Annotated in this window: 18 protein-coding genes; 10 read left to right on the forward strand and 8 right to left on the reverse strand. The window is 68.5% G+C overall.

All coding sequences use genetic code 11. The features are described 5' to 3' along the window. Positions 1–175 precede the first annotated feature (175 nt). The gene (locus NON22_RS07100; protein ID WP_257386234.1) at positions 176–946 is read left to right on the forward strand and encodes an AMP nucleosidase; all 771 of its coding nucleotides are present in this window, start codon (positions 176–178) and stop codon (positions 944–946) included. Between the two features lie 70 nt (positions 947–1,016). Here NON22_RS07100 and NON22_RS07105 read toward each other — a convergent pair whose 3' ends face one another. Both NON22_RS07105 and grxD read right to left on the reverse strand, forming a co-directional pair. Then, the gene (locus NON22_RS07105; protein WP_257386235.1) at positions 1,017–1,346 is read right to left on the reverse strand and encodes a hypothetical protein; all 330 of its coding nucleotides are present in this window, start codon (positions 1,344–1,346) and stop codon (positions 1,017–1,019) included. Positions 1,347–1,541: 195 nt separating this feature from the next. Beyond that, complete coding sequence (grxD, locus tag NON22_RS07110; RefSeq protein ID WP_257386236.1) at positions 1,542–2,465, reverse strand: Grx4 family monothiol glutaredoxin; 924 nt, start codon at positions 2,463–2,465, stop codon at positions 1,542–1,544. Between the two features lie 294 nt (positions 2,466–2,759). On the opposite strand from grxD, the gene NON22_RS07115 reads away from it, so the two are divergent. After that, positions 2,760–5,078 (forward strand): Ig-like domain-containing protein, encoded by a 2,319-nt coding sequence (locus tag NON22_RS07115; RefSeq protein ID WP_257386237.1) that lies wholly within the window; start codon positions 2,760–2,762, stop codon positions 5,076–5,078. Between the two features lie 73 nt (positions 5,079–5,151). On the opposite strand, the gene NON22_RS07120 is transcribed toward NON22_RS07115, so the two are convergent. The 3 genes from NON22_RS07120 to NON22_RS07130 all read right to left on the reverse strand — a co-directional run bounded on the left by NON22_RS07120 (position 5,152) and on the right by NON22_RS07130 (position 7,951). After that, the gene (locus tag NON22_RS07120; protein ID WP_257386238.1) at positions 5,152–5,982 is read right to left on the reverse strand and encodes a UDP-2,3-diacylglucosamine diphosphatase; all 831 of its coding nucleotides are present in this window, start codon (positions 5,980–5,982) and stop codon (positions 5,152–5,154) included. A gap of 69 nt (positions 5,983–6,051) precedes the next feature. Further along, positions 6,052–6,708 (reverse strand): SGNH/GDSL hydrolase family protein, encoded by a 657-nt coding sequence (locus tag NON22_RS07125; protein WP_257386239.1) that lies wholly within the window; start codon positions 6,706–6,708, stop codon positions 6,052–6,054. Continuing rightward, positions 6,698–7,951: an aminotransferase class I/II-fold pyridoxal phosphate-dependent enzyme gene (locus NON22_RS07130; RefSeq protein WP_257386240.1), complete on the reverse strand. Its 1,254-nt coding sequence runs from the start codon at positions 7,949–7,951 to the stop codon at positions 6,698–6,700. The genes NON22_RS07125 and NON22_RS07130 overlap by 11 nt, the downstream gene beginning before the upstream one ends. Positions 7,952–8,326: 375 nt before the next feature. Here NON22_RS07130 and NON22_RS07135 point away from each other — a divergent pair, with 375 nt between their 5' ends. Together NON22_RS07135 and rsgA are read left to right on the forward strand one after the other, a co-directional pair. Beyond that, complete coding sequence (locus tag NON22_RS07135; protein ID WP_257386241.1) at positions 8,327–9,412, forward strand: efflux RND transporter periplasmic adaptor subunit; 1,086 nt, start codon at positions 8,327–8,329, stop codon at positions 9,410–9,412. A gap of 158 nt (positions 9,413–9,570) precedes the next feature. Continuing rightward, positions 9,571–10,650, forward strand: coding sequence for a ribosome small subunit-dependent GTPase A (rsgA, locus tag NON22_RS07140; RefSeq protein WP_257386242.1), 1,080 nt, complete (start codon positions 9,571–9,573; stop codon positions 10,648–10,650). Positions 10,651–10,702: 52 nt separating this feature from the next. Here rsgA and NON22_RS07145 read toward each other — a convergent pair whose 3' ends face one another. After that, positions 10,703–11,125, reverse strand: coding sequence for a DUF3052 domain-containing protein (locus NON22_RS07145; RefSeq protein WP_257386243.1), 423 nt, complete (start codon positions 11,123–11,125; stop codon positions 10,703–10,705). 286 nt (positions 11,126–11,411) lie between these two features. Between NON22_RS07145 and NON22_RS07150 the strand changes: the two genes are divergently transcribed. From NON22_RS07150 to NON22_RS07170, 5 genes are all read left to right on the forward strand, one after another. Next, positions 11,412–12,653: an efflux RND transporter periplasmic adaptor subunit gene (locus tag NON22_RS07150; protein ID WP_257386251.1), complete on the forward strand. Its 1,242-nt coding sequence runs from the start codon at positions 11,412–11,414 to the stop codon at positions 12,651–12,653. Positions 12,654–12,705: 52 nt separating this feature from the next. After that, positions 12,706–13,392: an ABC transporter ATP-binding protein gene (locus NON22_RS07155; RefSeq protein ID WP_257386244.1), complete on the forward strand. Its 687-nt coding sequence runs from the start codon at positions 12,706–12,708 to the stop codon at positions 13,390–13,392. Between the two features lie 16 nt (positions 13,393–13,408). Next, positions 13,409–14,566, forward strand: a complete 1,158-nt coding sequence (locus NON22_RS07160; RefSeq protein WP_257386245.1) for an ABC transporter permease — start codon at positions 13,409–13,411, stop codon at positions 14,564–14,566. Between the two features lie 10 nt (positions 14,567–14,576). After that, on the forward strand, positions 14,577–16,079 hold the full coding sequence (locus NON22_RS07165) for an ABC transporter permease (protein ID WP_257386246.1): 1,503 nt from the start codon (positions 14,577–14,579) through the stop codon (positions 16,077–16,079). Between the two features lie 108 nt (positions 16,080–16,187). Continuing rightward, on the forward strand, positions 16,188–16,697 hold the full coding sequence (locus NON22_RS07170; protein WP_257386247.1) for a class I SAM-dependent methyltransferase: 510 nt from the start codon (positions 16,188–16,190) through the stop codon (positions 16,695–16,697). A gap of 18 nt (positions 16,698–16,715) precedes the next feature. Here the strand turns inward: NON22_RS07170 and yedA are convergent, their stop codons facing one another. Together yedA and NON22_RS07180 are read right to left on the reverse strand one after the other, a co-directional pair. Next, a complete protein-coding gene (gene yedA / locus NON22_RS07175; protein WP_257386248.1) occupies positions 16,716–17,654 on the reverse strand; it encodes a drug/metabolite exporter YedA in 939 nt (312 codons plus the stop codon). Between the two features lie 82 nt (positions 17,655–17,736). Continuing rightward, the gene (locus NON22_RS07180; protein WP_257386249.1) at positions 17,737–18,594 is read right to left on the reverse strand and encodes a methylated-DNA--[protein]-cysteine S-methyltransferase; all 858 of its coding nucleotides are present in this window, start codon (positions 18,592–18,594) and stop codon (positions 17,737–17,739) included. Positions 18,595–19,201: 607 nt separating this feature from the next. On the opposite strand from NON22_RS07180, the gene NON22_RS07185 reads away from it, so the two are divergent. After that, positions 19,202–21,256, forward strand: a complete 2,055-nt coding sequence (locus tag NON22_RS07185) for an endonuclease (protein ID WP_257386250.1) — start codon at positions 19,202–19,204, stop codon at positions 21,254–21,256. The last annotated feature ends 365 nt before the right edge of the window (positions 21,257–21,621 follow it).

The following is a 21,621-nucleotide window of genomic DNA, read 5'->3' on the forward strand; positions in this document are numbered from 1 at the left end:
CATCCGCCGCGGCTCCGGCCCGCGGCCACGATGTACCGCGGCTGTCGCCGCGCGCCGCGGCGGCCGGGGGGGGCGGGTGCCGCCGTGCTATCATGCGCGGGCTTATAACGAGAACATCGCCGGCGTGGCGTCGCCGGTAACCCTGACCCGCGACGCGGGTGATCACGGGGAAAGCATGAAAGACAAGAAAGATATCGTCAGCAACTGGCTGCCGCGCTATACCGGCGTGCCGTTGGAAGAATTCGGCAAGTACGTGTTGCTGACCAACTTCAGCAACTATGTGGAAATGTTTGCACAGTGGCACGGCGTCGAGGTCCGCGGACGCGACAAGGCCATGCCCAGCGCCCACGCCGACGGGCTCAGCATCATCAACTTCGGTATGGGCAGTCCCACCGCCGCCACCATCATGGATCTGCTCTCCGCGGTCATGCCGCGCGCAGTCCTGTTCCTCGGCAAGTGCGGCGGTCTCAAGCGAAAGAACCAGCTCGGCGACCTGATCCTGCCGATCGCGGCGCTGCGCGGCGAAGGCACGTCGAACGACTACTTCCCGCCTGAGGTCCCGGCTTTGCCGGCGTTCACCCTGCAGCGCGCCGTGTCCTCGACCGTGCGCGACCACGGCCGCGACTACTGGACCGGCACGGTCTACACGACCAACCGCCGCGTCTGGGAGCACGACGACGCATTCAAGTCCTACCTGCGGCGCACGCGCTGCATGGCCATCGACATGGAAACCGCGACGGTGTTCAGCGTCGGCTTCGCCAACAAGATTCCGACCGGCGCGCTGCTGCTCGTGTCCGACCAGCCCATGATTCCGGAAGGCGTCAAGACCGAGGAAAGCGACCGCAAGGTCACGACCGAATTCGTCGAAGCGCAGATCCGCATCGGCATCGACGCGCTCAAGGAAATCCGCGACGAAGGCAAGTCGGTCAAGCACCTGCGCTTCTGACCGGCGAGGCGGCGCGCTCGGACCGGCGGCGCCGCGTCGCCGGCGCCGTGTGCGATCAGCGCGGTGCCGGCTATTTCTTCGGGTCTTCCATGCTCCAGTTGAACTGGAGCAGGATCACGGCGGGTTCCTTGTCGCCTTCGAAGCGGACCTTGCAGTCGAACGTCTGCTTGTATTCGCTGGTCAGGCCGCGATCGAACACGATCTCGGAATTCAGCGAGAGGATGTCGCCGCTTTCGGCCTTCGCTCGCGCGGCGAGCGCCTTCGGATCGAGCTCGAACGTGCGTCCGGCGAGCTTGTTCTTGACCGCGGTTTCGCAGGCGCGGGCGGCGATCTGTTCGCGGCCCCCGCCGCAGGCGGTGAGCGACACCGCCAGCGCCATTGCCAGTACTGCTGCGCGCATCGACTGTCTCCCCTGTTGAAGCCAGGCTGGACGCACCGGATCCGATCGAGTTGGGCCGATGCGACCGACGCGTCCGAGTATAGCAGCGGCTCACGCATCCGCCGTGCCGCCGCGGGCACGGCGGAACCTGCAACGGCGATCCGTTGCAACATGAACGTCACAGGGGATTTTCCAGGCGCCTGGCCCGGAAAACACTCAATAGCGCGGTATCGACGTATCGATCTGACGCGACCAGGCGTCGATGCCGCCGTCGACGTTGAACACCTGGCGGAAGCCCAGTCCGCGGAAATGTTCGGCCGCACTGCGGCTGGAATTGCCATGGTGGCAAAGGAAGGCCAGCGGCTGGTCCTTCGGCAATGCCGAGAGCCGCGCGACGGTGTCCTCGTCCAGCACCTGCGCTGCGGCGAACGGAGCGAGCGCGCGGTCCGGCGCCGGGCGTACGTCGATCACGGTGATGTCGCCGCGGTCGAGCCGCGCCTTGAGGCCGTGTACGTCGAGCGACTGCACCGCCGGCGGCGCGTTCGGATTGCTGATCGACAGGCCGCTGCCCTGCACCGTGTCGACCCAGTCGATGACGATGCCGCGCGCGCGCTGCGCCGTGGCGACGTCCATGAGGATGTCGATGCCGTTCGCGGTCGCACGGATCTCGTGGCCTTCGGCTTCGCGCAGGAAGAACTGCGCCTGGAAGCGCGCGTCGATCGACAAGTGCAGGGCAGCGCCGCCGCTGTCGGCCAGGCCGGCACGCATGGCCTCGGCGGCCGCGTCGGTGATCGTGATCGTCGGCGGCGTGCGGTCGGGCCTGGGCAGGCCGAACAGCGCGTGCAGCTCGCCGCTGTTGGCCATGCCGGCGACGATGTCGGCGCCGCCGATCAGCTCGCCGTCCACGTAGAGCTGCGGGATCGTCGGCCAGTTGCCGTAGGCCTTGATGCCTTCGCGGATTTCCGGATCGGCGAGCACGTCGATGCTGAGGTAGTCCTCGAGCAGGCCGTTGAGGATGCCGGCCGTTCCGGCCGAGAAGCCGCAGCGCGGCGCGTGGCGCGTGCCTTTCATGAACAGCACGATGCGGTTCTGCGTCAACAGCGCGGCTATGCGCGAGCGAAGGGCGGGGTCGAGATTCATGGGATTCCGGGAACGAGGCGGGCAGGCGCGGGATGATAGCGCCGGGTAGATGCGGGCGTCCGCGGCGGCAGGCAAGGGGCGGTCGCCGTCCCGGGGTCAGGATCGCCGGCGTGGGCGGCGCCCTTCCGGCGGCGCCGGACCCGCTGGGGGTTTTCCGGCGCGCCGCGTGCAGCCTCGGCGCTTCGCTTTGCGGTCGTTTTCACGTTTCCGCTGCAGGTTGCGGGATCTTTGCAGCGCAGCGCTGCGCGATAATCGCCGCCGCTCGGCCCTGTCCATGGATTTCGGAGAACCCTTATGCGCCGCTCGCTGCTCGCCCTGAGCATTGCCCTTGCCCTGTCCGCCGCCTCCGCCCAGGAACCGGGCGCGCCGCCCCGGCCCGCGGCCGACGATCCGAGCATTCCGGTCACCTACGTCGGATCGAATGCGCGCGTGAGCCTCGGCATCGACCAGGACGGCGATGTCAACGGCGAGGCCCTCGGCATCTTCGGCTTCGACGGCGACTCGGCCTGGATCGCCCAGCTCTGGCTCGCCGAGCACGGCGCCGGCGGCGCGCAGCTCGACTATCACTGGCTGCTCGGCGGCAAGACGCGGCAGGACAGCATCGACCATCCCGACGACGTGCGCGTGGCCAAGGCCTTCGTCGCCGTCGACCAGAACATCTGGCACGACCGCAAGGCCACGCTCGGCGTCGGCTACCAGAAGAACGATTTTTTCATCGACGGCTACGTGTCCGGCGCATTGACCGGCGAGCGCCAGGTCGGCAGCCGCATCGACACGACGAATTCGGTGCTGACCGGCATCGAGAACGGCCACGCCTATACCCAGACGCAGACCGTCAGCGTCGTCACCGACGCGTTCGAGCATCCGTACGAGAAGGGCGTCGGGGTACGCCTCGGCCGCTATTTCGACGAGTCGCTCTGGCGCCTGCGCGGCGGTCTCGACTACGAACGCGGCAAGTTCAGCTCCGACCAGGTCACCCTGTCGCTCGGCGTGGACAAGTATTTCCGCAATACCGGCTGGAGCCTGTCGCTCGACGGCGAGCAGCTGAAGAAGTCCGGCGACTTCGAGATCGACAAGAACGACACGCGCGGCTGGCTGACCCTGCGCTACGAATTCGGCCAGACCTACCGGCCGCGCGCGCCGTTCGGATACCAGACCGTGCAGGGCGTCGCGCCGGCCGTCGCCGACGCGGAGACGCCGAAGGTCCGCCTCGTGCGCAACGACGTGCGCCTCAACGGCGACGCGTTCTTCGATTTCGACAAGTCGGAGCTGCGGCCCGACGCAGTCGCCGCACTCGACGAACTGCTGGCCAAGCTCAACGGCAGCAGCCGCGTCAGCCGCATCACCGTCGTCGGCCATACCGACAGCGTCGGCAGCGTGCCGTACAACCAGCGCCTGTCAGAGCGCCGTGCCGCGAGCGCGAAGGCCTATCTCGTCGCCCACGGCGTGCCGGCCGACCAGATCGACACGCGCGGCGAGGGCGAGCTGAATCCGGAATACCCGAACGACACTGCGCCGAACCGGCAGAAGAACCGCCGCGTCGACATCGAGTTCCTCAGCGTCGAGGAGCACGAAGTGCCGGGCGACAAGCCCGTGACGGCGGCTCAGCCGACCGAATGGCGCCGCGAGCCGGTGGCCGCGCCGGCGGCCTGGATCGAGCGCGCGCTGCGCAATCCGGCGCAGCACAAGCGCACGGTCGACGTCTATCGCTTCGAGCGCAGCGCGACGACGACGGCCCTCGGGCCGCGCGTCTACGCCAACACCGCGCCGAACGCAGTCGACGACGCCGTCGCGATCGCGCGCGACGCGGCGGCGACCGGCATTGCGGTGCTCGCCAACGACACCGATCCCGAGAACGATCCGCTGACGATCACCGGCACCTCGGCGCCGGCCCATGGCTCGGTCAGCTTCACGGCCGGACAGGTCAGCTACACACCGGCGCCGGGCTACGTCGGCACCGACAGCTTCACCTACACGATCAGCGACGGCCGCGGCGGCAGCGACACGGCCACGGTGACCGTGACCATCGGCACCGCCGGCAACCGCCCGCCGGTCGCGACCGACGACAGCGCACAGACGTCGCCCGCGACGCCGGTGCGCATCAGCGTGCTGCGCAACGACAGCGATCCGGATGGCGACACGCTCACTGTCACGTCGGTCAGCGCGCCGGCCCACGGTGTCGCGGCGCTCAACGACGACGGCAGCGTGACCTATACGCCGGCCGCAGGCTTCGAGGGTAGCGACAGCTTCAGCTACGTGGTCGGCGACGGTCGCGGCGGCACCGCGACGGCGCGCGTCAACGTGCAGGTCGGTGCCGGCGCGAACCGTCCGCCGGTCGCGCTCGACGATGTGATCGGCGTGCTCAAGGGCGGCGGCGTGGACATTCCGGTGCTGGCCAACGACAGCGATCCCGACGGCGACCTGCTGCGCGTGATCCGCGTGGAAAACCTCGGCCCGCACCAGGCCACACTGACGATCAACGCGAATGGCACGATCCGCTTCGAGCACATCCACGGCACGCACGGACCGGGACAGATCCGCTACACGATCTCCGACGACCACGGCCACGAGGTCTCGGCCGTCGTCACGGTCAACGTGACCGACATTCCGTAAACGTCGCCGACCTGGTGCGCGGCAGGTCTGCCGCGTGTCGTACTGTCCCGAACCTGCCGGTGCGCGCGGCGCTTCAGCCGCGCGCGCTGAGTATCTGCGCCCAGGCCGGAATCGGCGCCGGCTGCGGCCGCGACTCGCCGGCCGCCGCGCGCATCAGCGCGGCGCGGCGCTCGCTCCAGTGCAGCAGCTCGAGCGTGCCGTCGAGATGCTCGACCAGCGCCGTGCAGTGTTCGACCCAGTCGCCGTCGTTCAGATACAGCATGCCGTCGTGCTCGGCCAGGTGGCCGAAATGGATGTGGCCGCAGATCTGTCCGTCGAGACCGAGCTCGCGCGCCCGCGCCGTCGCAAGCGCTTCATAGCGGCGGATGTAGGCCAGTGCCTTGCCGATGCGCGACTTTGCCAGGATGGACAACGCGAAATACGGCAGGCGCAGGCGCCGGCGCAGCGCGTTGAGCTTGCGGTTGGCCAGGCAGATCAGGCGGTACGCGTAGTCGCCGAACCAGGTCAGCCAGGTCTTGCCCTGGTGCTCCGGATCGAATTCGTCGCCGTGGCTGACGCGCAGGCGCTTGCCGTCGGCGGTCGTGTGTACCGCGTCGAGCGCGACCTCGATCGCGCCGATGCGCTGGCCGGCCAGACCGCGCAGGCTCGCGTCGTGATTGCCGGGAAGGTAGGTGACCGCGGTGCCGCGCGCGGCGATGTCGAGAAATTCGGCGAGCACTTCGCTGTGCCGCGCCGGCCAGTACGGCGCCTGCTCCATCGCCTCGAGGTCGATGATGTCGCCGACGAGATAGAGTTGATCGCAGCGTGTGGAGCGCAGGAAGTCGAGCAGGAAGTCGGCGCGGCAGTCGCGCGTGCCGAGGTGCACGTCGGAAATGAAGATGCTGCGGAAGCGCAGGCGGTCCATGGGACGCCCCGGTAGCCAAGCCGCAACAAGACTAGAGGGCGCAGGTATCGGCGGCGTTGCCGAACGGGGTCAGGGCGATGACAGCGCGGCCCGCGCGGCCGGGATTATCGTCGCGAGCCAGGCCGTGTACTGCCGGCCCGACGGATGCAGGCCGTCGTCGGCGAGCTCGGCCGCATCGGCACCGGCCGCGCGCGAGGTCGCCGCGACGTCGGCCCAGGCGACCCGCTCGCGCTGCGCTTCCTCGCGGTTGATCGCATTGAACGCGTCGAGTTCGCGCGCGATCGCGGCGACGTCCCGGCCGGATTCGCGGCCGAAGCGCGTGACGCCCCAGTCCGGAATCGAGACGACGAAGACGCGCTGCGCGCGCCGCCCGGCCAGCGCGATCGCGCGCTGCAGCAGTGCAGCGAATTCGCGCCGGTAGTTCTGCATGTCGCGGCCGCGGTACTGGTTGTTCACGCCGATCGACAGGCTGACGAGATCGTAGGGCGGCACGAGAGTGGCCGCGTCCATGCCGGCCGAGAGTTCGTCGGTGGTCCAGCCGGTGACCGCGACGATCTGCGGATCGGCGATCGCGACGCCGTCGCCGCGCAGCCGCTCGACGAGCTGCTGCGGCCAGCGCAGTCCCGGAGCGACGCTTTCGCCGATCGTGTAGGAGTCGCCGAGTGCGAGGTAACGCAGTTCGCGCCCGTCGCCGGGCAAGCCGTCGGCCCGCCGCTCAGGCGACATGGCGGGCGCGCGCGGCCGTCGAACGTTCGGCGATGCGCGCCAGGCAGCGGTCGATGCGCACGAACACGTCGTCGATCTCGGCCGGCTGCGGCAGCAGGGTCAGGCGGAAATGATTGCGTTCGCGGATGTTGAAGCCGGTGCCCGGGACGATCAACACGCTTTCGCTCTGCAGCAGCTCCAGTGCGAAGTCCTCGTCGTCGAACGGGCCGAGATGTTCGGTGCGTACCGACGGAAACGCGTACAACGCGCCCTGCGGCGCGACTACGTCGAGGAATTCGCTGCGCGCGACGCCGTCGATGACGGCGCGCCGCGCCGCATGCAGACGGCCGCCGTCGCGCACGAGCGGGCTGATGGTGTCGGGACCCTGCAGAGCCGGCACGACGGCCCATTGCGAAGGCACGTTCGCGCAGAGGCGCAGCGCCGACAGCAGATCGAGCGCGGCGCGGAATTCGGCCATCTTCGCCGGCGAGCCCGACAGGCTGATCCAGCCCACGCGGTAGCCGCAGGCGCGGTGCATCTTGGACAGGCCGCCGTAGGTGATGCACGGCGTTTCGCCGGCCAGCGCGGCGAGCGGATGGAATTCGGCGTCGTCGTAGAGGATGCCGTCGTAGATCTCGTCGGACAGCAGCAGCAGGCGGTGCTTTTCGGCGATATGCGCGAGCGCCTGCAGCAGCTCGCGCGGATAGACCGCGCCGGTCGGGTTGTTCGGATTGATCAGCACGAGCGCGCGCGTGCGCGGCGTAATCAGCGCCTCGATTTCGTCGGGATCGGGCAGGTGGCTGCGCGACGCCGGGCACGGGTAGTAGCGCGCGCGGCCGCCGTTGAGCACGGTTGCGGCGCTCCAGAGCGGATAGTCGGGACTCGGCAGCAGCACTTCCTCGCCGCTGTTGAGCAGGGCGCGCAGGGTCAGGTCGATGAGTTCCGACACGCCGTTGCCGATGAAGACGTTGTCCGCGTGGGCACCGAAAGCGCCGCGGGCGATCTCGCGCTCGGCAATGGCTTCGCGCGCCTGCTGCAGGCCCTGCTGGTGACAATAGGCTTCGCTCTGGTGCAGGTGTTCGGCGATGGTCTCGCGCAGATGCGCCGGCACGGCGAAACCGAACAGGCCGGGGTTGCCGATGTTCAGCCGGACGATCTGGCGTCCTTCGGCTTCGAGTTCGCGGGCACGACGCGACAGGGCCCCGCGGATCTCGTAACGAACGTCGCCGAGACGGGAACTGACGGGTACGGTGCGCTGCGCCATTGCGATGGGTCCTGTTCGGGTCGCCGCATCCTAGCGGCTGGCAGACGAATGTCCAAACAGCATTCGGTCACATTTGTGGCAAAACGTGGGCGTTTTGCTGCGCTGCGCGAGGCGGCTGAAGTTTTCGCCGCGCCGGGCGCAACCTTCGCCGCTCATCGCGCATCTGAGCCGTTCGTGGAATCCGCGGGGCGGCGGCATCGGGGCAGGGCGAAGGCGGAATCCGCCGGTCCGGCCGTCGGGCACCGCCGGGCGGGTCGCCGGAAGTCATTGTTTCCTCCGGCAGATGTGGCGTGTAACCGGCGCCGACTAGGATTCGCTTGACCGTCCGCAATTGGTGTTGTAGTTTACTACAACACTATCTCAATAGAGATCGCCATGAAGACCGCCGCGTTCGTCTCCCTGCTCCTGCTCTCGGCCGCCGCGACACCGCTGCTGAGCGGCTGCGCCGGCGAGGCCCAGTCCAAGTCCACCGCTGAGAAGCCGAAGGCCGAAGCGATCCCGGTGGAGATCGCGGCCGTCGTCCAGGGCGACATCACCGCACGCTATGCGGGCACCGCGGTGCTCGAAGCCGAGCGCGAAGCCAAGGTCGTCAGCGAGATCGGCGGCGTCGTTCTGTCGCTCGGGGCCGAAGAAGGCCAGTTCGTGCGCAAGGGCCAGGTGCTCGCCCGCCTCGACGCCGAACGTCACGGCGTGCTGCTGCGCCAGGCCGAGACCGAGCTCGAGCGCCTCAAGCACCAGGACGCGCGCAACGAGAGCCTGTTCCAGCGCCAGTTGATCGCGCGTAACACCTACGAACAGAACAAGTCCGATCTGGCCACGCGCAAGGCCGAGGTCGACTTGGCGCGCCTGAGCCTGTCCAAGTGCGCGGTCGTCGCGCCGTTCGACGGCGTGATCACGCGCCGCCGCGTCAAGGAAGGCCAGCTGCTGAAGGTCAACGAAGTCGCCTTCGAGATGGCCGACTTCCGCGAGCTCAAGGCGCGCCTGCGCGTGCCCGAACGGGCCAGCGCCGCGCTGAAGCCGGGCCAGCTCGTCGACTACCGGGCCGACGCGCTGCCGGGTCAGAGCTTCCCTGCCGAGATCGAGCGCGTGAGCCCGGTCGTCGACGCGGCCAGCGGCACGGTCGACATCGTCGTGGCCGTGGACAACAGCAGCGCCAAGCTGCGACCGGGCCTGTTCTCGCGCCTGGACGTGGCCTACGACAACGTGGCCGGCGCGATTCTGATTCCGAAGACCGCGCTGCTCAGCGGCGACCGCGACACGAGCGTGTTCGTCGTGCGCGACAACAAAGCCCAGCGCGTCGCGGTCAAGCTCGGCTACGAATCGGGCCGTAACGTGCAGGTGCTGCAGGGCCTGAGCCCGGGCGCCGACGTCGTCGTCGCCGGGCAGGGTGCGCTGACCGAAGGCAGCGAGGTGCAGGCGCTGCGCGCGAACGCGCCAGCCGAGGCCGTAGCCAAGCGCTGACCGATACCCGCCCCCCGTCCGTCGCCCGGACAAGGCGGCGGACGGTCAGCCTTCCTCCGGCGGGCATTCCGTACGGAAACTCTGCTTGCTCGCGGCGCGCCCGGCCGTCGCGCGCGGCCACTGCGGACACGTGTCCCGGTCTTCCCTAGAATGCCCGCATGCTGACCCCCGAGACCCGCGCGCGTCTGGCCCGTATCGGCTGGAGCGACGCCATCGTGCTGCCCGAAGACGCGCCGGCCGGACATCTGCCGGCGCGCGTGATCATCCAGCACCGCAACGGCTACGTCGTGCACGACGGCGCGAACGAATTCACCGTGCAGCCGGCACCGCGTTTCCTCAAACGCAGTCTCGATCCGATCGAGCGTCCGGCCGTCGGCGACTTCGTGCTGCTCAAGCCCGGCAAACACGCGCAGATCGAAACCGTGCTGCCGCGCCACGCGACCCTGTCGCGCGCCGCCGCCGGCGAACGTTACCAGCGCCAGCTGATTGCGACCAATGTCGACAGCGTGCTCGTGCTCATGGGGCTCGACGGCGATTTCAACCCGCGCCGGCTCGAACGCTACCTCGCGCTGATCCAGGCCTCGGGCGCGACCTGCGTCGTCGTGCTGACCAAGGCCGACCGGCACGACGACCTCGACGCGCTGCTCGCCGACGTCGCGGACGTTCTGCCGCCGGACATCATCGTGCACGCGGTCAACGCCAAGGATGCACAGAGCGTCGCGGTGCTGCATCCGTACCTCGGCCCCGGACGCACGGCAGTGCTCGTCGGCTCCTCGGGCGTGGGCAAGTCCACCTTGACCAACACCCTGCTCGGCGAGGAACGCCAGGCCACCAAGGCCGTGCGCGAGCACGACAGCCGCGGCCGGCACACGACGACGTTCCGCGCGCTGATCGCGTTGCCGCAGGGCGGCTGCCTGATCGACACCCCGGGCATGCGCGAACTGAAACTGACCGGCGAAGAAGACCTCGAAGCCGGCCAGTTCGCCGACATAGACAGCCTCGCGATGCAGTGCCGCTTCGGCGACTGCGCGCACCGATCCGAGCCGGGCTGCGCCGTGCGCGCGGCGCTGGACAGCGGCGAGCTCGACCCCGAGCGCTGGGCCAGCTACCAGAAGCTGCGCGACGAACTGCAGGCGCAGGCCGGCAATCTCGAGGCGCAGCTCAAGCGCAAGGGCGAAGCGAAGGTGCTGAACAAGGCCCTCGGCAAGCGGCTGACCGAGAAATACGGCCACCGCTGATCCGGAGCCGGCGCGTCGCGCGTCATCGGCTTCTGCTTCCGGGCCGCGGATGTCAGCGGCCGCGTTCGGTCACGCGGCGCACGAGCTTCAGGCCGCTCCAGACCGCGTCGACGGCGCAGACCTTCACGTCGACGAGCCCGCGCGGCAGCGCGAGCTCGCGGATGCCGTCCTCGTTCAGATCGGTCGCGATCTTCGACGCCTTCTTCGGCCAGGAGATCCATAGCGTGCCGCGATCGTCGAGCACCGGCGTCAGCGCATCGAGCGCCTGTTGCAGTTCTGCGCGCGAACGCACGAAGGCATGCGCGAAGTCGAAGGCGGCGACGCGCGCGAGCACGCGGCAGGTCGACAAGTCGAAACCGGTAATCGCCGCGTAGTCCGTCGGCGCGCCGAGGACGAGCAGGCGCAAACCCGGCTTGAGGCCGAGCTTTTTCGCCAGCGGCGTGCCGGAATAGCCGGCGCCTGCGTCAGTTGACACCTGTCACCTCCAATTGCTGATCGACGCCTCTGTCGGCGATCCGGCGGCTGCGGCAGTCTATGGCACACTTCGGCGTTGCGGCGAGCAGCCAGCCCGCTGGCAGGTGTAGGAAAACAGCCTGCCAGACGATCCCGACAGGGGTCGCACGAGAGTCGACCGCGTAAGCGATTGATTCCAGGAGAACGTGTGCAAGTCGTGCTTGCGCCGTTCGATCGAGAAACGGGCGCGAGCCCGTTTTTCGACATGCCGCCAGCGCCGCAGCCGACCTCCCGCAGGACATGGTGGAATCGTGGACAACACCGAAATGCTCAAGCAGCTGCGCATCGACCGCAGCGCGCCGCCGCCGGAAGAATCCGGCAAGGGACGCTGGATAGGCCTGGCCATCGCGCTCGTCGCGGTCGCCGGCATCGGCGCCTGGTTTCTGTTCGGCCGCGGTACGACCTGGGTCGTCGCGACCGCGGTCGCCCAACCCGTGACGCCGACCGCGACGGCCGGTTCGTCAGTGCTCGATGCGAGCGGCTACGTCACCGCGCGGCGCCAGGCCACGGTCTCGGCCAAGGTGACCGGACGCGTGGCCGAAGTGCACATCGAGGAAGGCCAGCGCGTCGAGGAAGGCGAAGTGCTGGCGCGGCTGGATCCGATCGACGCGCAGGCCCAGCTCGACCAGGCGCAGACCCAGCTCGAAGCCGCGCGCGCGCAGCTGACCGAGCACAAAGTACAGCTCGCGCGCGCCGAACGCGACCTCAAGCGCCAGCAGGAACTGGTCGAGCGCAAGCTGACCAGCCAGCAGCTCAGCGAGAACGCGGCGACCGACGTCGCTGCGCTGAAGGCACGCATCGCCGCGCAGGAACGCCAGATCGCCGTCGCGCAGAGCGGCGTGGAAGTGGCCCGCGTCTACCTGGAGAACACCGTGGTCAAGGCGCCGTTCGCCGGCGTCATCACGGTCAAGGCGGCCCAGCCCGGCGAGATCGTCTCGCCGATGTCGGCCGGCGGCGGCTTCACGCGCACAGGCATCGGCACCATCGTCGACATGAATTCGCTCGAGATCGAGGTCGACGTCAACGAGGCCTACATCGGCCGCGTGCAGCCGGGCCAGCCGGTCGAGAGCACGCTGAACGCGTATCCGGACTGGAAGATTCCGGGCAAGGTCATCGCGATCATCCCGACCGCCGACCGCGGCAAGGCCACGGTCAAGGTGCGCATCGGCATGGACGTCAAGGACTCGCGCATCGTGCCGGACATGGGCGCGCGCGTGGCGTTTCTCGGCGAAGCACGGCCGGTCGCCGAGGCCGCGCCGAAGCCGCTGCCGGGCGTGCTCGTGCCGAGCGACGCGATCAGGACCGTCGGCGACGCGTCGCTGGCCTACGTGGTCAAGGACGGCCGCCTCGAGGAGCGCAGGATCACCCTGGGCCAGACCCTGGCCAGCTCGCGCCAGGTGCTCAGCGGCATCAATGTCGGCGACCGCGTCGCGCTCGCGCTGCCGGCGCAGGCCAAGGCCGGCGACAAGGTCGAGACGCAGACGCAGTGACGCGGCCGCTTTTCCCATCCCGCATTCATCGCTTTCCGAAACGGAGCAACCCATGAGCACCCTGATCAGCATTCGCGACCTGACCAAGAGCTACGAGCGCGGCAAGCAGAAGGTGGAGGTGCTGCACGGCCTGACCCTGGACATTCCCAAGGGCGACTTCGTCGCGCTGATGGGGCCGTCGGGCTCGGGCAAGACCACCTTGCTGAACCTGATCGGCGGACTCGATCAGCCGACCTCGGGCGAGCTGACGATCGACGGCAAGCGCATCGACAGGTTCAGCAGCGCCGAGCTGACTAAGTGGCGTGCGTCCAACGTCGGCTTCGTGTTCCAGTTCTATAACCTGATGCCGGTGCTGACGGCCGAAGGCAACGTCGAGCTGCCGCTGCTGCTGACCAAGCTGTCGTCGGCGCAGCGCAAGAAGAACGTCGCGATCGCGCTGCAGGTGGTCGGCCTCGCCGAGCGCGCCAAGCACAAGCCGCGCGAGCTGTCGGGCGGCCAGGAACAGCGCGTCGCGATCGCGCGCGCGATCGTCTCGGATCCGGAGCTGCTGGTCTGCGACGAGCCCACGGGCGATCTCGACCGCAAGACGGCCGACGAGATCCTGACCCTGCTGCAGACGTTGAACCGCGAGCACGGCAAGACCATCGTCATGGTCACGCACGATCCGCGCGCGGCCGAATACGCCAAGCGCACCCTGCATCTGGACAAGGGCCAGCTGGCCGAGCAGGCGGCGCACTGAGCGCGGAGTCCATCCCATGACCAAGACCGGTTTCGTCATTGCGAACCTGTTTCGCAAGAAGACCCGCACCGTGCTCACCCTGCTGTCGGTGATCATGGCCTTCCTGCTGTTCGGCCTGCTGCAGGCCGTCAACGTGATGTTCAACGCCGGCACCGATTTCGTCGGCGCGACGCGGCTGATCACCCAGTCGCGCGTGTCCTTCACCCAGTCGCTGCCGCTGCGCCAGCTGCCCGAGCTCGAGGCCGTTCCCGGCGTCGAGGCGGTCATGTACGAGCAGTGGTTTGGCGGCGTCTGGCAGGAGAACACGCAGCTGATCGCGTTCGCGGTCGATCCGGAACGCCTGCACAAGGTCTATCCGGAATGGACCATGCCGGAGGACGCCTGGAAGAAGTTCGCGCAGACCCGCACCGGCATGATCGCCGGCCGCCAGGTCGCCAAGCAGTTCGGCTGGAAAGTCGGCGAAAAGCTGCCGATCAAGTCGTCGATCTTCCCGCAGAAGGACGGCAGCAAGGCCTGGAGCTTCGACCTCGTCGGCATCTACGACGGCAAGGACGAGGAATGGCAGCGCCAGACCAGCCAGATCTTCATCAACTTCGCCTATTTCGACGAGGCCAATCAGTTCGGCAGCGGCCGCGCGGGCATCTACGTGCTCAAACTCGGCGATCCGGACAAGGCCAAGGACGTCGCGCTGACCATCGACAAGAAGTACGAGAACTCCACCGAGGAAACCAAGACTCAGACCGAGAAGGACTGGAATGCCGGCTTCGCCAAGCAGATGGGGGACATCGGCATGCTCGTGCGCTGGATCCTGTTCGCGGTGTTCTTCACCTTGCTGCTCGTCGTCGGCAACACCATGGCGCAGAGCGTGCGCGAACGCATACCCGAGCTCGCGGTGCTCAAGACCCTGGGCTTCTCCGACGGTTCGGTGCTCGGCTTCGTGCTCGCCGAAGCGCTGCTGATCGTCGGCGCCGGCGGCCTGATCGGCCTGAGTCTCGCGACCGGTCTGGGCATCCTCGTGCAGAAGAACGCCGGCGCGATGCTGCCGATCAGCGTGGACTGGCGCGTCTGGTCCGCCGGGCTGATCGCGATCGCCGTCGTCGGCACCGTGGTGGGACTGCTGCCGGCGCTGCGTGCGCAGCGGCTGAAGATCGTCGACGCATTGGCCGGACGCTGAGGACCATTCCATGAGCCAGACTCTCGCCATCACCGGTATCAATCTCAAGAGCGTGCCCGAACGCTGGGGCCCGTCCCTCGTCATCGTCATCGGCCTGGCCGGCGTGGTCGCCGTGTTCACGGCGCTGCTCGCGATGGCCGAAGGCTTCTCCAGCGCGCTGCAGGCCAGCGGCCGCACCGACGCGGCGATCATCATGCGCGGCGGTTCGAGCGCCGAGCTCAACTCGGCGTTCGACCGCGACTCGGCGCTGCTGATCAAGGACGGCCCGGGCATCAGGCGCGGCGCCGACGGCAAGCCCGAGGCCGCGGCCGAGCTCATCGTCATCACAGAGCTCCTGAAGAAGGGCGAAACCCAGACCGGTTCCAACATGACCCTGCGCGGCGTCGAGCCGGCCTCGTTCACGCTGCGGCCCAAACTGAAGATCGTCGAGGGCCGCATGTTCCAGAGCGGCCTGCGCGAACTCGTCGTCGGCCGCGGCGTGCAGCGCCAGTTCGAAGGCGCCGACGTCGGCAAGACCCTGCGCATGCGCGGTTCGGAATGGACCGTCGTCGGTGTGTTCGAAGCCGGCGACGCGACCGACAGCGAGCTCTGGGCCGACGCGGAAGTCGCGCAGACCACGTTCACGCGACGCGGCTATTCCTCGGTGCTGGCCGCACTCGACGGTGCCGACGCGATCGACAAGCTCAAGGCCGGACTCAGCGCCGACCCGCGGCTCAACGTCGACGTGCAGACGCAGCAGGCCTATTTCAGCGGCCAGACCAAGCAGTTCCGCACGATGATCAGCATCCTCGCCGGCGTCGTCACCATCATCATGGGCCTCGGCGCGATCTTCGCCGCGCTGAACACCATGTACGCGGCGGTGTCGGCGCGGGCGCGCGAGATCGCGACCCTGCGCGCGATCGGCTTCGGTGCGATGCCGGTCACCGTGTCGGTGCTGATCGAGGCGCTGGTACTGGCCCTGGTCGGCGGCGTGATCGGCGCACTGATCGCCTACGTGCTGTTCAACAACGTGTCGCTGTCGACCCTGAGCGCGAACTTCACCCAGGTCGTCTTCAGCTTCCGCATCACGCCGATGCTGCTGCTGCGCGGCCTTGCGATCGCCCTGCTGATCGGCTTCGTCGGCGCGCTCGTGCCGGCGTTCCAGTCAGCCTATTCGTACCGCAAGACCTGGGCCATCGTCGCGGTGCCGCTGGTTGCGGCGCTGGTCGCGCTGGTCGGCGTCGTCACCGGCATGAGCGCGGCGGGACTGCTGCGCACGGTGTTCATGGTCATCGTCGTGACGGCGATCCACAGCGTGATCTGGTACTTCGCCGCCGGCGCGCTGCTGAACTGGGCCGCTCGCGGCAACGGCAACTCGACGTTCGTGCGGCTCGTGCTCAGCCTGCTCGCGGTCGTGCCCGGCATCGTGCTGTTCGGGCCGCTGCTGATGGTCGCGATGTTCCGCGTGATCTGGAGCCGCGAGCAGCGCAACCTCACGCGCGATCCGCTGCTGGAAATGAGCAAGGCGCTGTAACCGCGCCGCGGCTGCGCGCTGCGTCGCGGACCGTCGATCGTCGCCGGGCTATGCTCCGCCCCGGGTCGCCGCCAGGCGGCCCGGGGTTCTTCGTTTTCCGGAGTCGCAATGAAGCTGGATCTGGGATGCGGTCAGCGTAAGCGCGCGGGCTTCGTCGGTGTCGACGTGTCGGCGGACTGCGGCGCTGACGTCGTGCACGACCTGCGCGTGACGCCGTGGCCGTTCGACGATGTGAGCGTCGACGAGGTGCACTGCTCGCACTTTCTCGAACACCTCGACGGCGCCGAGCGCGTCGCATTCATGGAAGAGCTCTATCGCGTGCTCAAGCCCGGTGCGACGGCGCTGATCATCACGCCGTACTGGACCTCGGCCGGCGCAGTGCAGGACCCGACCCATAAATGGCCGCCGATCGCCGAGCAGTCCTACCTGTATTTCAACGCCGAGGCGCGCCGTGCGCTGCAGCTCACGCATTACGGCATCCGGTGCGACTTCGACGCGACGTTCGGCGGCGTCGTCGCGCCGGAGTTCCAGCATCTGCCGCCCAAGGAACAGGCGTTCGCGAGCAAGCACTATTTCAACGTCGTCGTCGAACTGCATGCGACCCTGACGCGGCGTTGAGCCGCTTGCGGCGCGGCCTCAGCGCTTGTCGCGAGCGAGCGTGATGATGCCGACCCCGCCGAGGATCACGGCCATGCCGACGATATCCAGCGCATGCACGCGCTCGTCGGCGAGCCAGGCGCCGAACAGCACGGCGACCGGCGGGTTGACGTAGGCATAGCTCGTCGCGAGCGCCGGCCGCACCGTGCGCAGCAGGTACAGATAGGCGCTGAAACCGATGATCGATCCGAACACGGCCAGATAGGTCAGCGCCAGTGTCGCGCGCACGGTCGGCGCACTCGGCAGGCCGTTGCCGTTGAGCAGGGCCAGCAGGGTCAGCGCTACGCCGCCGCAGAGCATCTGCGCCGCGGTGTTCATCATCGGCTCGGGCATGTCCTGGCGCTTGGACCAGAGCGAGCCGAAGGCCCAGGCTGCCGCGGCCGTCAGCAGCGCGAGCGCGCCGAGGCGCGAGCCGGCCAGATCGCCGCCGAGGTTCAGCAGGATCACGCCGGCGAAGCCGACGAGCAGCCCGACGAGTTCCAGACGCCGCGGCCACTGGCCGAAGAAAGTGCCGAACACCGCCGCGAACAGCGGCATGCTCGCGACCGCGACCGCCGCGAGTCCCGAGGATACGCTCTGCTGCGCCCAGCAGACGAAGCCGTTGCCGAAGCCGAGCAGCAAGGTGCCGGTGATCGCGCAGTTGCGCCATTGCAGCAAGGTCGGATTCGGCGTTCCGCGCCAGCGCAGGAACGCGTACAGTGCGACGCCGGTGATCAGGAAGCGCAGCGCCGCCATCGTGAACGGTGGAAAGCTTTCGAGGCCGATGCGGATCGCGAGATAGGTCGAGCCCCAGATCAGGTACAGCGCGACCAGGGCCAGCGGCACGAGCACGCGCGGCGAGAGCATGCCCGAGGAGGGCAGGCCCGACGGCTGCGGAGGCGACGCCGCGGCGGGCGCATCGGAAACGGTATCGGTCATGATCGGAAGCGGAAGAGCGGCCCCCCGTTCCTCGGATTGCGCATGCTAAGTCGCGTGCGGTCGCGCCCGATAGCGCCACTGTTCATGAGGCCTGCGGGGCCACTTCCGCTTCGCGCGCGAGCAGGCGGCGCTTGCGCGCGAGACCCCAGCGATAGCCGCCGAGGCTGCCGTCCTCGCGCACGACGCGATGGCAGGGCACGAGCACCGCGAGCCGGTTCGTCGCGCAGGCGCGTGCGACGGCGCGAACCGCGCGCGGCGAACCGATCGCGTCGGCGATCGCGCTGTAGCTGCGCGTCTCGCCGGCCGGAATGCGCGTCAGCGCCTGCCAGACGCGCCACTGGAATGCGGTCGCGCGCAGGTCGAACGGCGGCAGGGGTTGTTCGCTGCGTTCGCCCCAGCCGAGGCCTGCATGCACTTCGGCGATGATGCGGGCCAGCCATTCGTCGCGGCCCGCATCGACGCGTTCGCGCTGTGCCGCCGGGAATTCGCGCTCGAGCTCGGCGAGCAAGCCTTCCTCGTCCTGGCCGAGCAGGATCGCGCAGACGCCGCGCTCGGTCGCGGCGACGAGCAACTCGCCGAGCGGCGTCGTCAAGGTCGTATAGCGCAAGGTCGCGCCCTTGCCGCCGCGGCGATAGTCGGCCGGCGTCATGCCGAGCAGGCGGTCGCTGTGTTCGTAGACGCGGCTGCCCGAACCGAAACCGGCCGCATAGACCGCGTCGGTGACCGAGGCGCCTTCGCGCAGCGCGCTCTTCAGGCGGCCCAGGCGTCGGCTCGCGGCGAATTCGGCCGGGCTCATGCCGTAGCGTGCGCGGAAGCGCCGCTGCAGATGGCTGGCCGACAGGCCGACTTCCTCGGCCAGGGTCTGCAGGCTCGGCGCTTCCTCGGTGGCGCTGAGCAGTTCGTGGGCGCGGGCGACGGGATCGGTGTGGGCGAATGACATGGCGGCGTGACTCGGTGGATCGGGTATCTGGATTGCAGTCTGCGCCGCCCCCCGGCATGCGGCCATCCGTATCTTGCGCGCCGGGCCGTCGGAATCGGCTGAGATTGCTATGCGCGTATCAGGGCTGTCGAAACCGGCGCGATGCGCCCAGATCCAGGCAGGCGCAGCCGCTCGTTTCCGCGCGAGCGCCCGCCCGAATCGCCGCCCGTTCCGTGCCGCGCGCGTCGCGACGATCCGCACAAGCCGCACAGGCTTCCCCGCCCCGCGAGTCACGGCGGCCGACGGCTTGCCGCGCAGGCGATCGGCGGACCGAGAAATCAGGTGACTCGACGTACGGTCGACGGGGCGAACGTTCACCAAGCCCTTCGTTGCTGCAGGCTGCCGTGCAGTTGTCATGCGCTCCCGCTATATTCGCGCGATTCCGGGCCATGGCTGTCCGGGATTGCCGGGCCCCGCTGCGGATACGCGGGCCGGCTGCGCGCTCCACGGCGGAGGCGCAAGCGGGCTGATCAGGCTCATCATCCAGACGACCGGACATTCCGGTCATTGCCTTGTCGGGCCCGCGCCGGATGCGCGGGGCCGTCTTCAGAACAGGGGATTGCTTCCAATGTCGTTTCGTTCCCGCGCGCTCAGCGGCGCCGTCGTCGCGCTGCTGTCGGGCTTCGCCGCCTCGGCGATGGCCGATACCGCCGTCTTCATCAATGAATTGCATTACGACGACAGCACCGGCGCCGGTGACGTCGGCGAAGCCATCGAAGTCGTCGGCCCGACCGGCACCGACCTGAGCAACTGGCGCGTCGTGCTGTACAACGGCAACACGCCGGCCGCGGCGACTACCTACAGCGACCGCCTGCTGTCCGAAGCGACGGCGAGCACCTGCGGCAGCAAGCAGATCCTGGTTCTGAACTATCCGACCAACGGCGTGCAGAACGGCGCCAACGACGCGATCGCGCTCGTCGACGCCGGCGGCAGCGTGGTGCAGTTCCTGAGCTACGAAGGCCCGGCCACGGCCAGCAACGGCCCGGCCTCCGGCATGACCAGCGTCGACATCGGCGTGTCCGAAACCAACTCCACGGCGCCGGGCACCTCGCTGCAGCTCAGCGGCAGCGGCAGCGACTACGGCAGCTTCACCTGGCAGGGCAGCGCGACGCAGACCTTCGGCAACTGCAACAACGGCCAGAGCTTCGGCCCGCCGGTCGACGTGCCGCCGATCGTGTCCTCGACGACGCCGGCCAACGGCGCGACGGGCCAGGCCAATACGGTCGACGTCGCGGTGACTTTCAGCGAACCCGTCGACGTGACCACGGGCTGGTTCACCCTGGAATGCAGCGTCAGCGGCTCGCATTCGGCCGTGACCACGGGCACCGGCGCCACGCGCACCCTGAACCCCGACGTCGATTTCGCGAGCGGCGAAACCTGCACCCTGACCGTGATCGGCGATCAGGTCAGCGACCAGGACGGCACCGTCGAGACGATGGCCGCCGACTACACGATGAGCTTCAGCACGGCCGGCGATCTGCCGCCGGGCGTGACCACGACGACGCCGTCCAACGGCGCGCACGGCTTCCCGGGCAGCTCGAACCTCAGCGTCACGTTCTCCGAATCGGTCACCGCCGATGCCGGCTGGTACACGCTGTCGTGCGCCAACAGCGGCGCGCACACGGCGCAGACCAGCGGCGGTCCGGTCACGTTCCAGATCAACCCCGACGTGGATCTCGGCCTGCTCGAGCAGTGCACGCTGACCATCCTCGCGAACAAGGTGCACGACCAGGACGGCACCATCCAGGACATGACCGCGAACGTCGTCGTGGGCTTCGAGACGGCCTCGTCGATCAACGACTACTACGCCGGCGTGGACACCTCGAGCGGTCCCGCGCTGAAGGCCTGGCTGCACAACCGCATCAAGGACCACACCTCGATCCATTACGGCGACACCTACACCGTCATGAACAAGGCGGATGAAGATCCGACCGACACGACCAAGGTCTGGGACGTCTACAAGAACGAGAGCTATCCGAAGCAGACCAGCGGCGCGGCGAACTACAACCGCGAGCACACCTGGCCGAAGTCGCTGGGCTTCCCGAACCCGACCGACTCCAGCGGCCGTCCGAATCCGCCACATACCGACGGCCACATGCTGTATGCCTCGCACGTCGGCTACAACTCCGACCGCGGCAACAGCCCGTACGGCCTCTGCTCGGGCTGCACCGCGCGTCCGACCACGGCCAATCACGGTGTCGGCGGCACCGGCGGCACGAGCAGCAACTACTTCAACGCCAGCACGTTCCAGGTCTGGGATTTCCGCAAGGGCGACATGGCCCGCGCCGTGCTGTACATGGTCGTGCGCTACCAGGGCGGCAACAACGTCAGCGGCGCGCCGGAACCGCGTCTGGAAGTCACCGACGACCGCAGCCTGATCGTCGGCAAGGACGCGACGACCTGCAGCGGCTGCATCGGCTACATGGGTCTGAAGTCGGTGCTGCTGGACTGGAACGACCAGGATCCGCCGGACGACTACGAGCGCAACCGCAACGCGATGGTCCAGTCCTTCCAGGGCAACCGCAATCCGTTCATCGACCATCCGGAGTGGGCGCGCTGCGTCATCAACAACACCAACTGCCCGGTCGTCGTCGACGTGATCTTCGCCAACGGGTTCCAGTGAGTTGATTCCTGCGCGCCGGCGTTGCGGCCGGCGCGCTAGGTCGTATTCCGACGGGCCGCTGATGCGGCCCGTTTTCGTTTGCGCGTCGTCCGCGTCGCCGCCGCTCGGGCTTTGCAGTATCTAAGGAGCGCCTCGCAGGAACCGTTGCGCGTTGCTGCCTGTCGCCTCGCTCTCGCCGTCCACGCCGCGCTACGCCACGGTGGGCCTGTCCGATGCCGCGCACGCGCCGCCTGCCGAAGGCAGACGACGCAGCGGCCGTGACCGTGCCTCACGCCTGACCGAGTGTTCCGCGCCCTGTGGCATACCGACGTCTTCACTCGGGTTGCGGCTTCCATACGCCGCCGTAACGACGCGGTTTACGGACG

Source organism: Tahibacter caeni, from assembly GCF_024609805.1.
GTDB classification, from domain to species: domain Bacteria; phylum Pseudomonadota; class Gammaproteobacteria; order Xanthomonadales; family Rhodanobacteraceae; genus Tahibacter; species Tahibacter caeni.

Excerpts from the sequence above, each read along its gene's own strand:
- NON22_RS07100 (WP_257386234.1), top strand. The coding sequence starts at position 176 with ATGAAAGACAAGAAAGATATCGTCAGCAACTGGCTGCCGCGCTATACC.
- NON22_RS07105 (WP_257386235.1), bottom strand. The coding sequence starts at position 1,346 with ATGCGCGCAGCAGTACTGGCAATGGCGCTGGCGGTGTCGCTCACCGCC.
- grxD (WP_257386236.1), bottom strand. The coding sequence starts at position 2,465 with ATGAATCTCGACCCCGCCCTTCGCTCGCGCATAGCCGCGCTGTTGACG.
- NON22_RS07115 (WP_257386237.1), top strand. The coding sequence starts at position 2,760 with ATGCGCCGCTCGCTGCTCGCCCTGAGCATTGCCCTTGCCCTGTCCGCC.
- NON22_RS07120 (WP_257386238.1), bottom strand. The coding sequence starts at position 5,982 with ATGGACCGCCTGCGCTTCCGCAGCATCTTCATTTCCGACGTGCACCTC.
- NON22_RS07125 (WP_257386239.1), bottom strand. The coding sequence starts at position 6,708 with ATGTCGCCTGAGCGGCGGGCCGACGGCTTGCCCGGCGACGGGCGCGAA.
- NON22_RS07130 (WP_257386240.1), bottom strand. The coding sequence starts at position 7,951 with ATGGCGCAGCGCACCGTACCCGTCAGTTCCCGTCTCGGCGACGTTCGT.
- NON22_RS07135 (WP_257386241.1), top strand. The coding sequence starts at position 8,327 with ATGAAGACCGCCGCGTTCGTCTCCCTGCTCCTGCTCTCGGCCGCCGCG.
- rsgA (WP_257386242.1), top strand. The coding sequence starts at position 9,571 with ATGCTGACCCCCGAGACCCGCGCGCGTCTGGCCCGTATCGGCTGGAGC.
- NON22_RS07155 (WP_257386244.1), top strand. The coding sequence starts at position 12,706 with ATGAGCACCCTGATCAGCATTCGCGACCTGACCAAGAGCTACGAGCGC.
- NON22_RS07160 (WP_257386245.1), top strand. The coding sequence starts at position 13,409 with ATGACCAAGACCGGTTTCGTCATTGCGAACCTGTTTCGCAAGAAGACC.
- NON22_RS07165 (WP_257386246.1), top strand. The coding sequence starts at position 14,577 with ATGAGCCAGACTCTCGCCATCACCGGTATCAATCTCAAGAGCGTGCCC.
- NON22_RS07170 (WP_257386247.1), top strand. The coding sequence starts at position 16,188 with ATGAAGCTGGATCTGGGATGCGGTCAGCGTAAGCGCGCGGGCTTCGTC.
- yedA (WP_257386248.1), bottom strand. The coding sequence starts at position 17,654 with ATGACCGATACCGTTTCCGATGCGCCCGCCGCGGCGTCGCCTCCGCAG.
- NON22_RS07180 (WP_257386249.1), bottom strand. The coding sequence starts at position 18,594 with ATGTCATTCGCCCACACCGATCCCGTCGCCCGCGCCCACGAACTGCTC.
- NON22_RS07185 (WP_257386250.1), top strand. The coding sequence starts at position 19,202 with ATGTCGTTTCGTTCCCGCGCGCTCAGCGGCGCCGTCGTCGCGCTGCTG.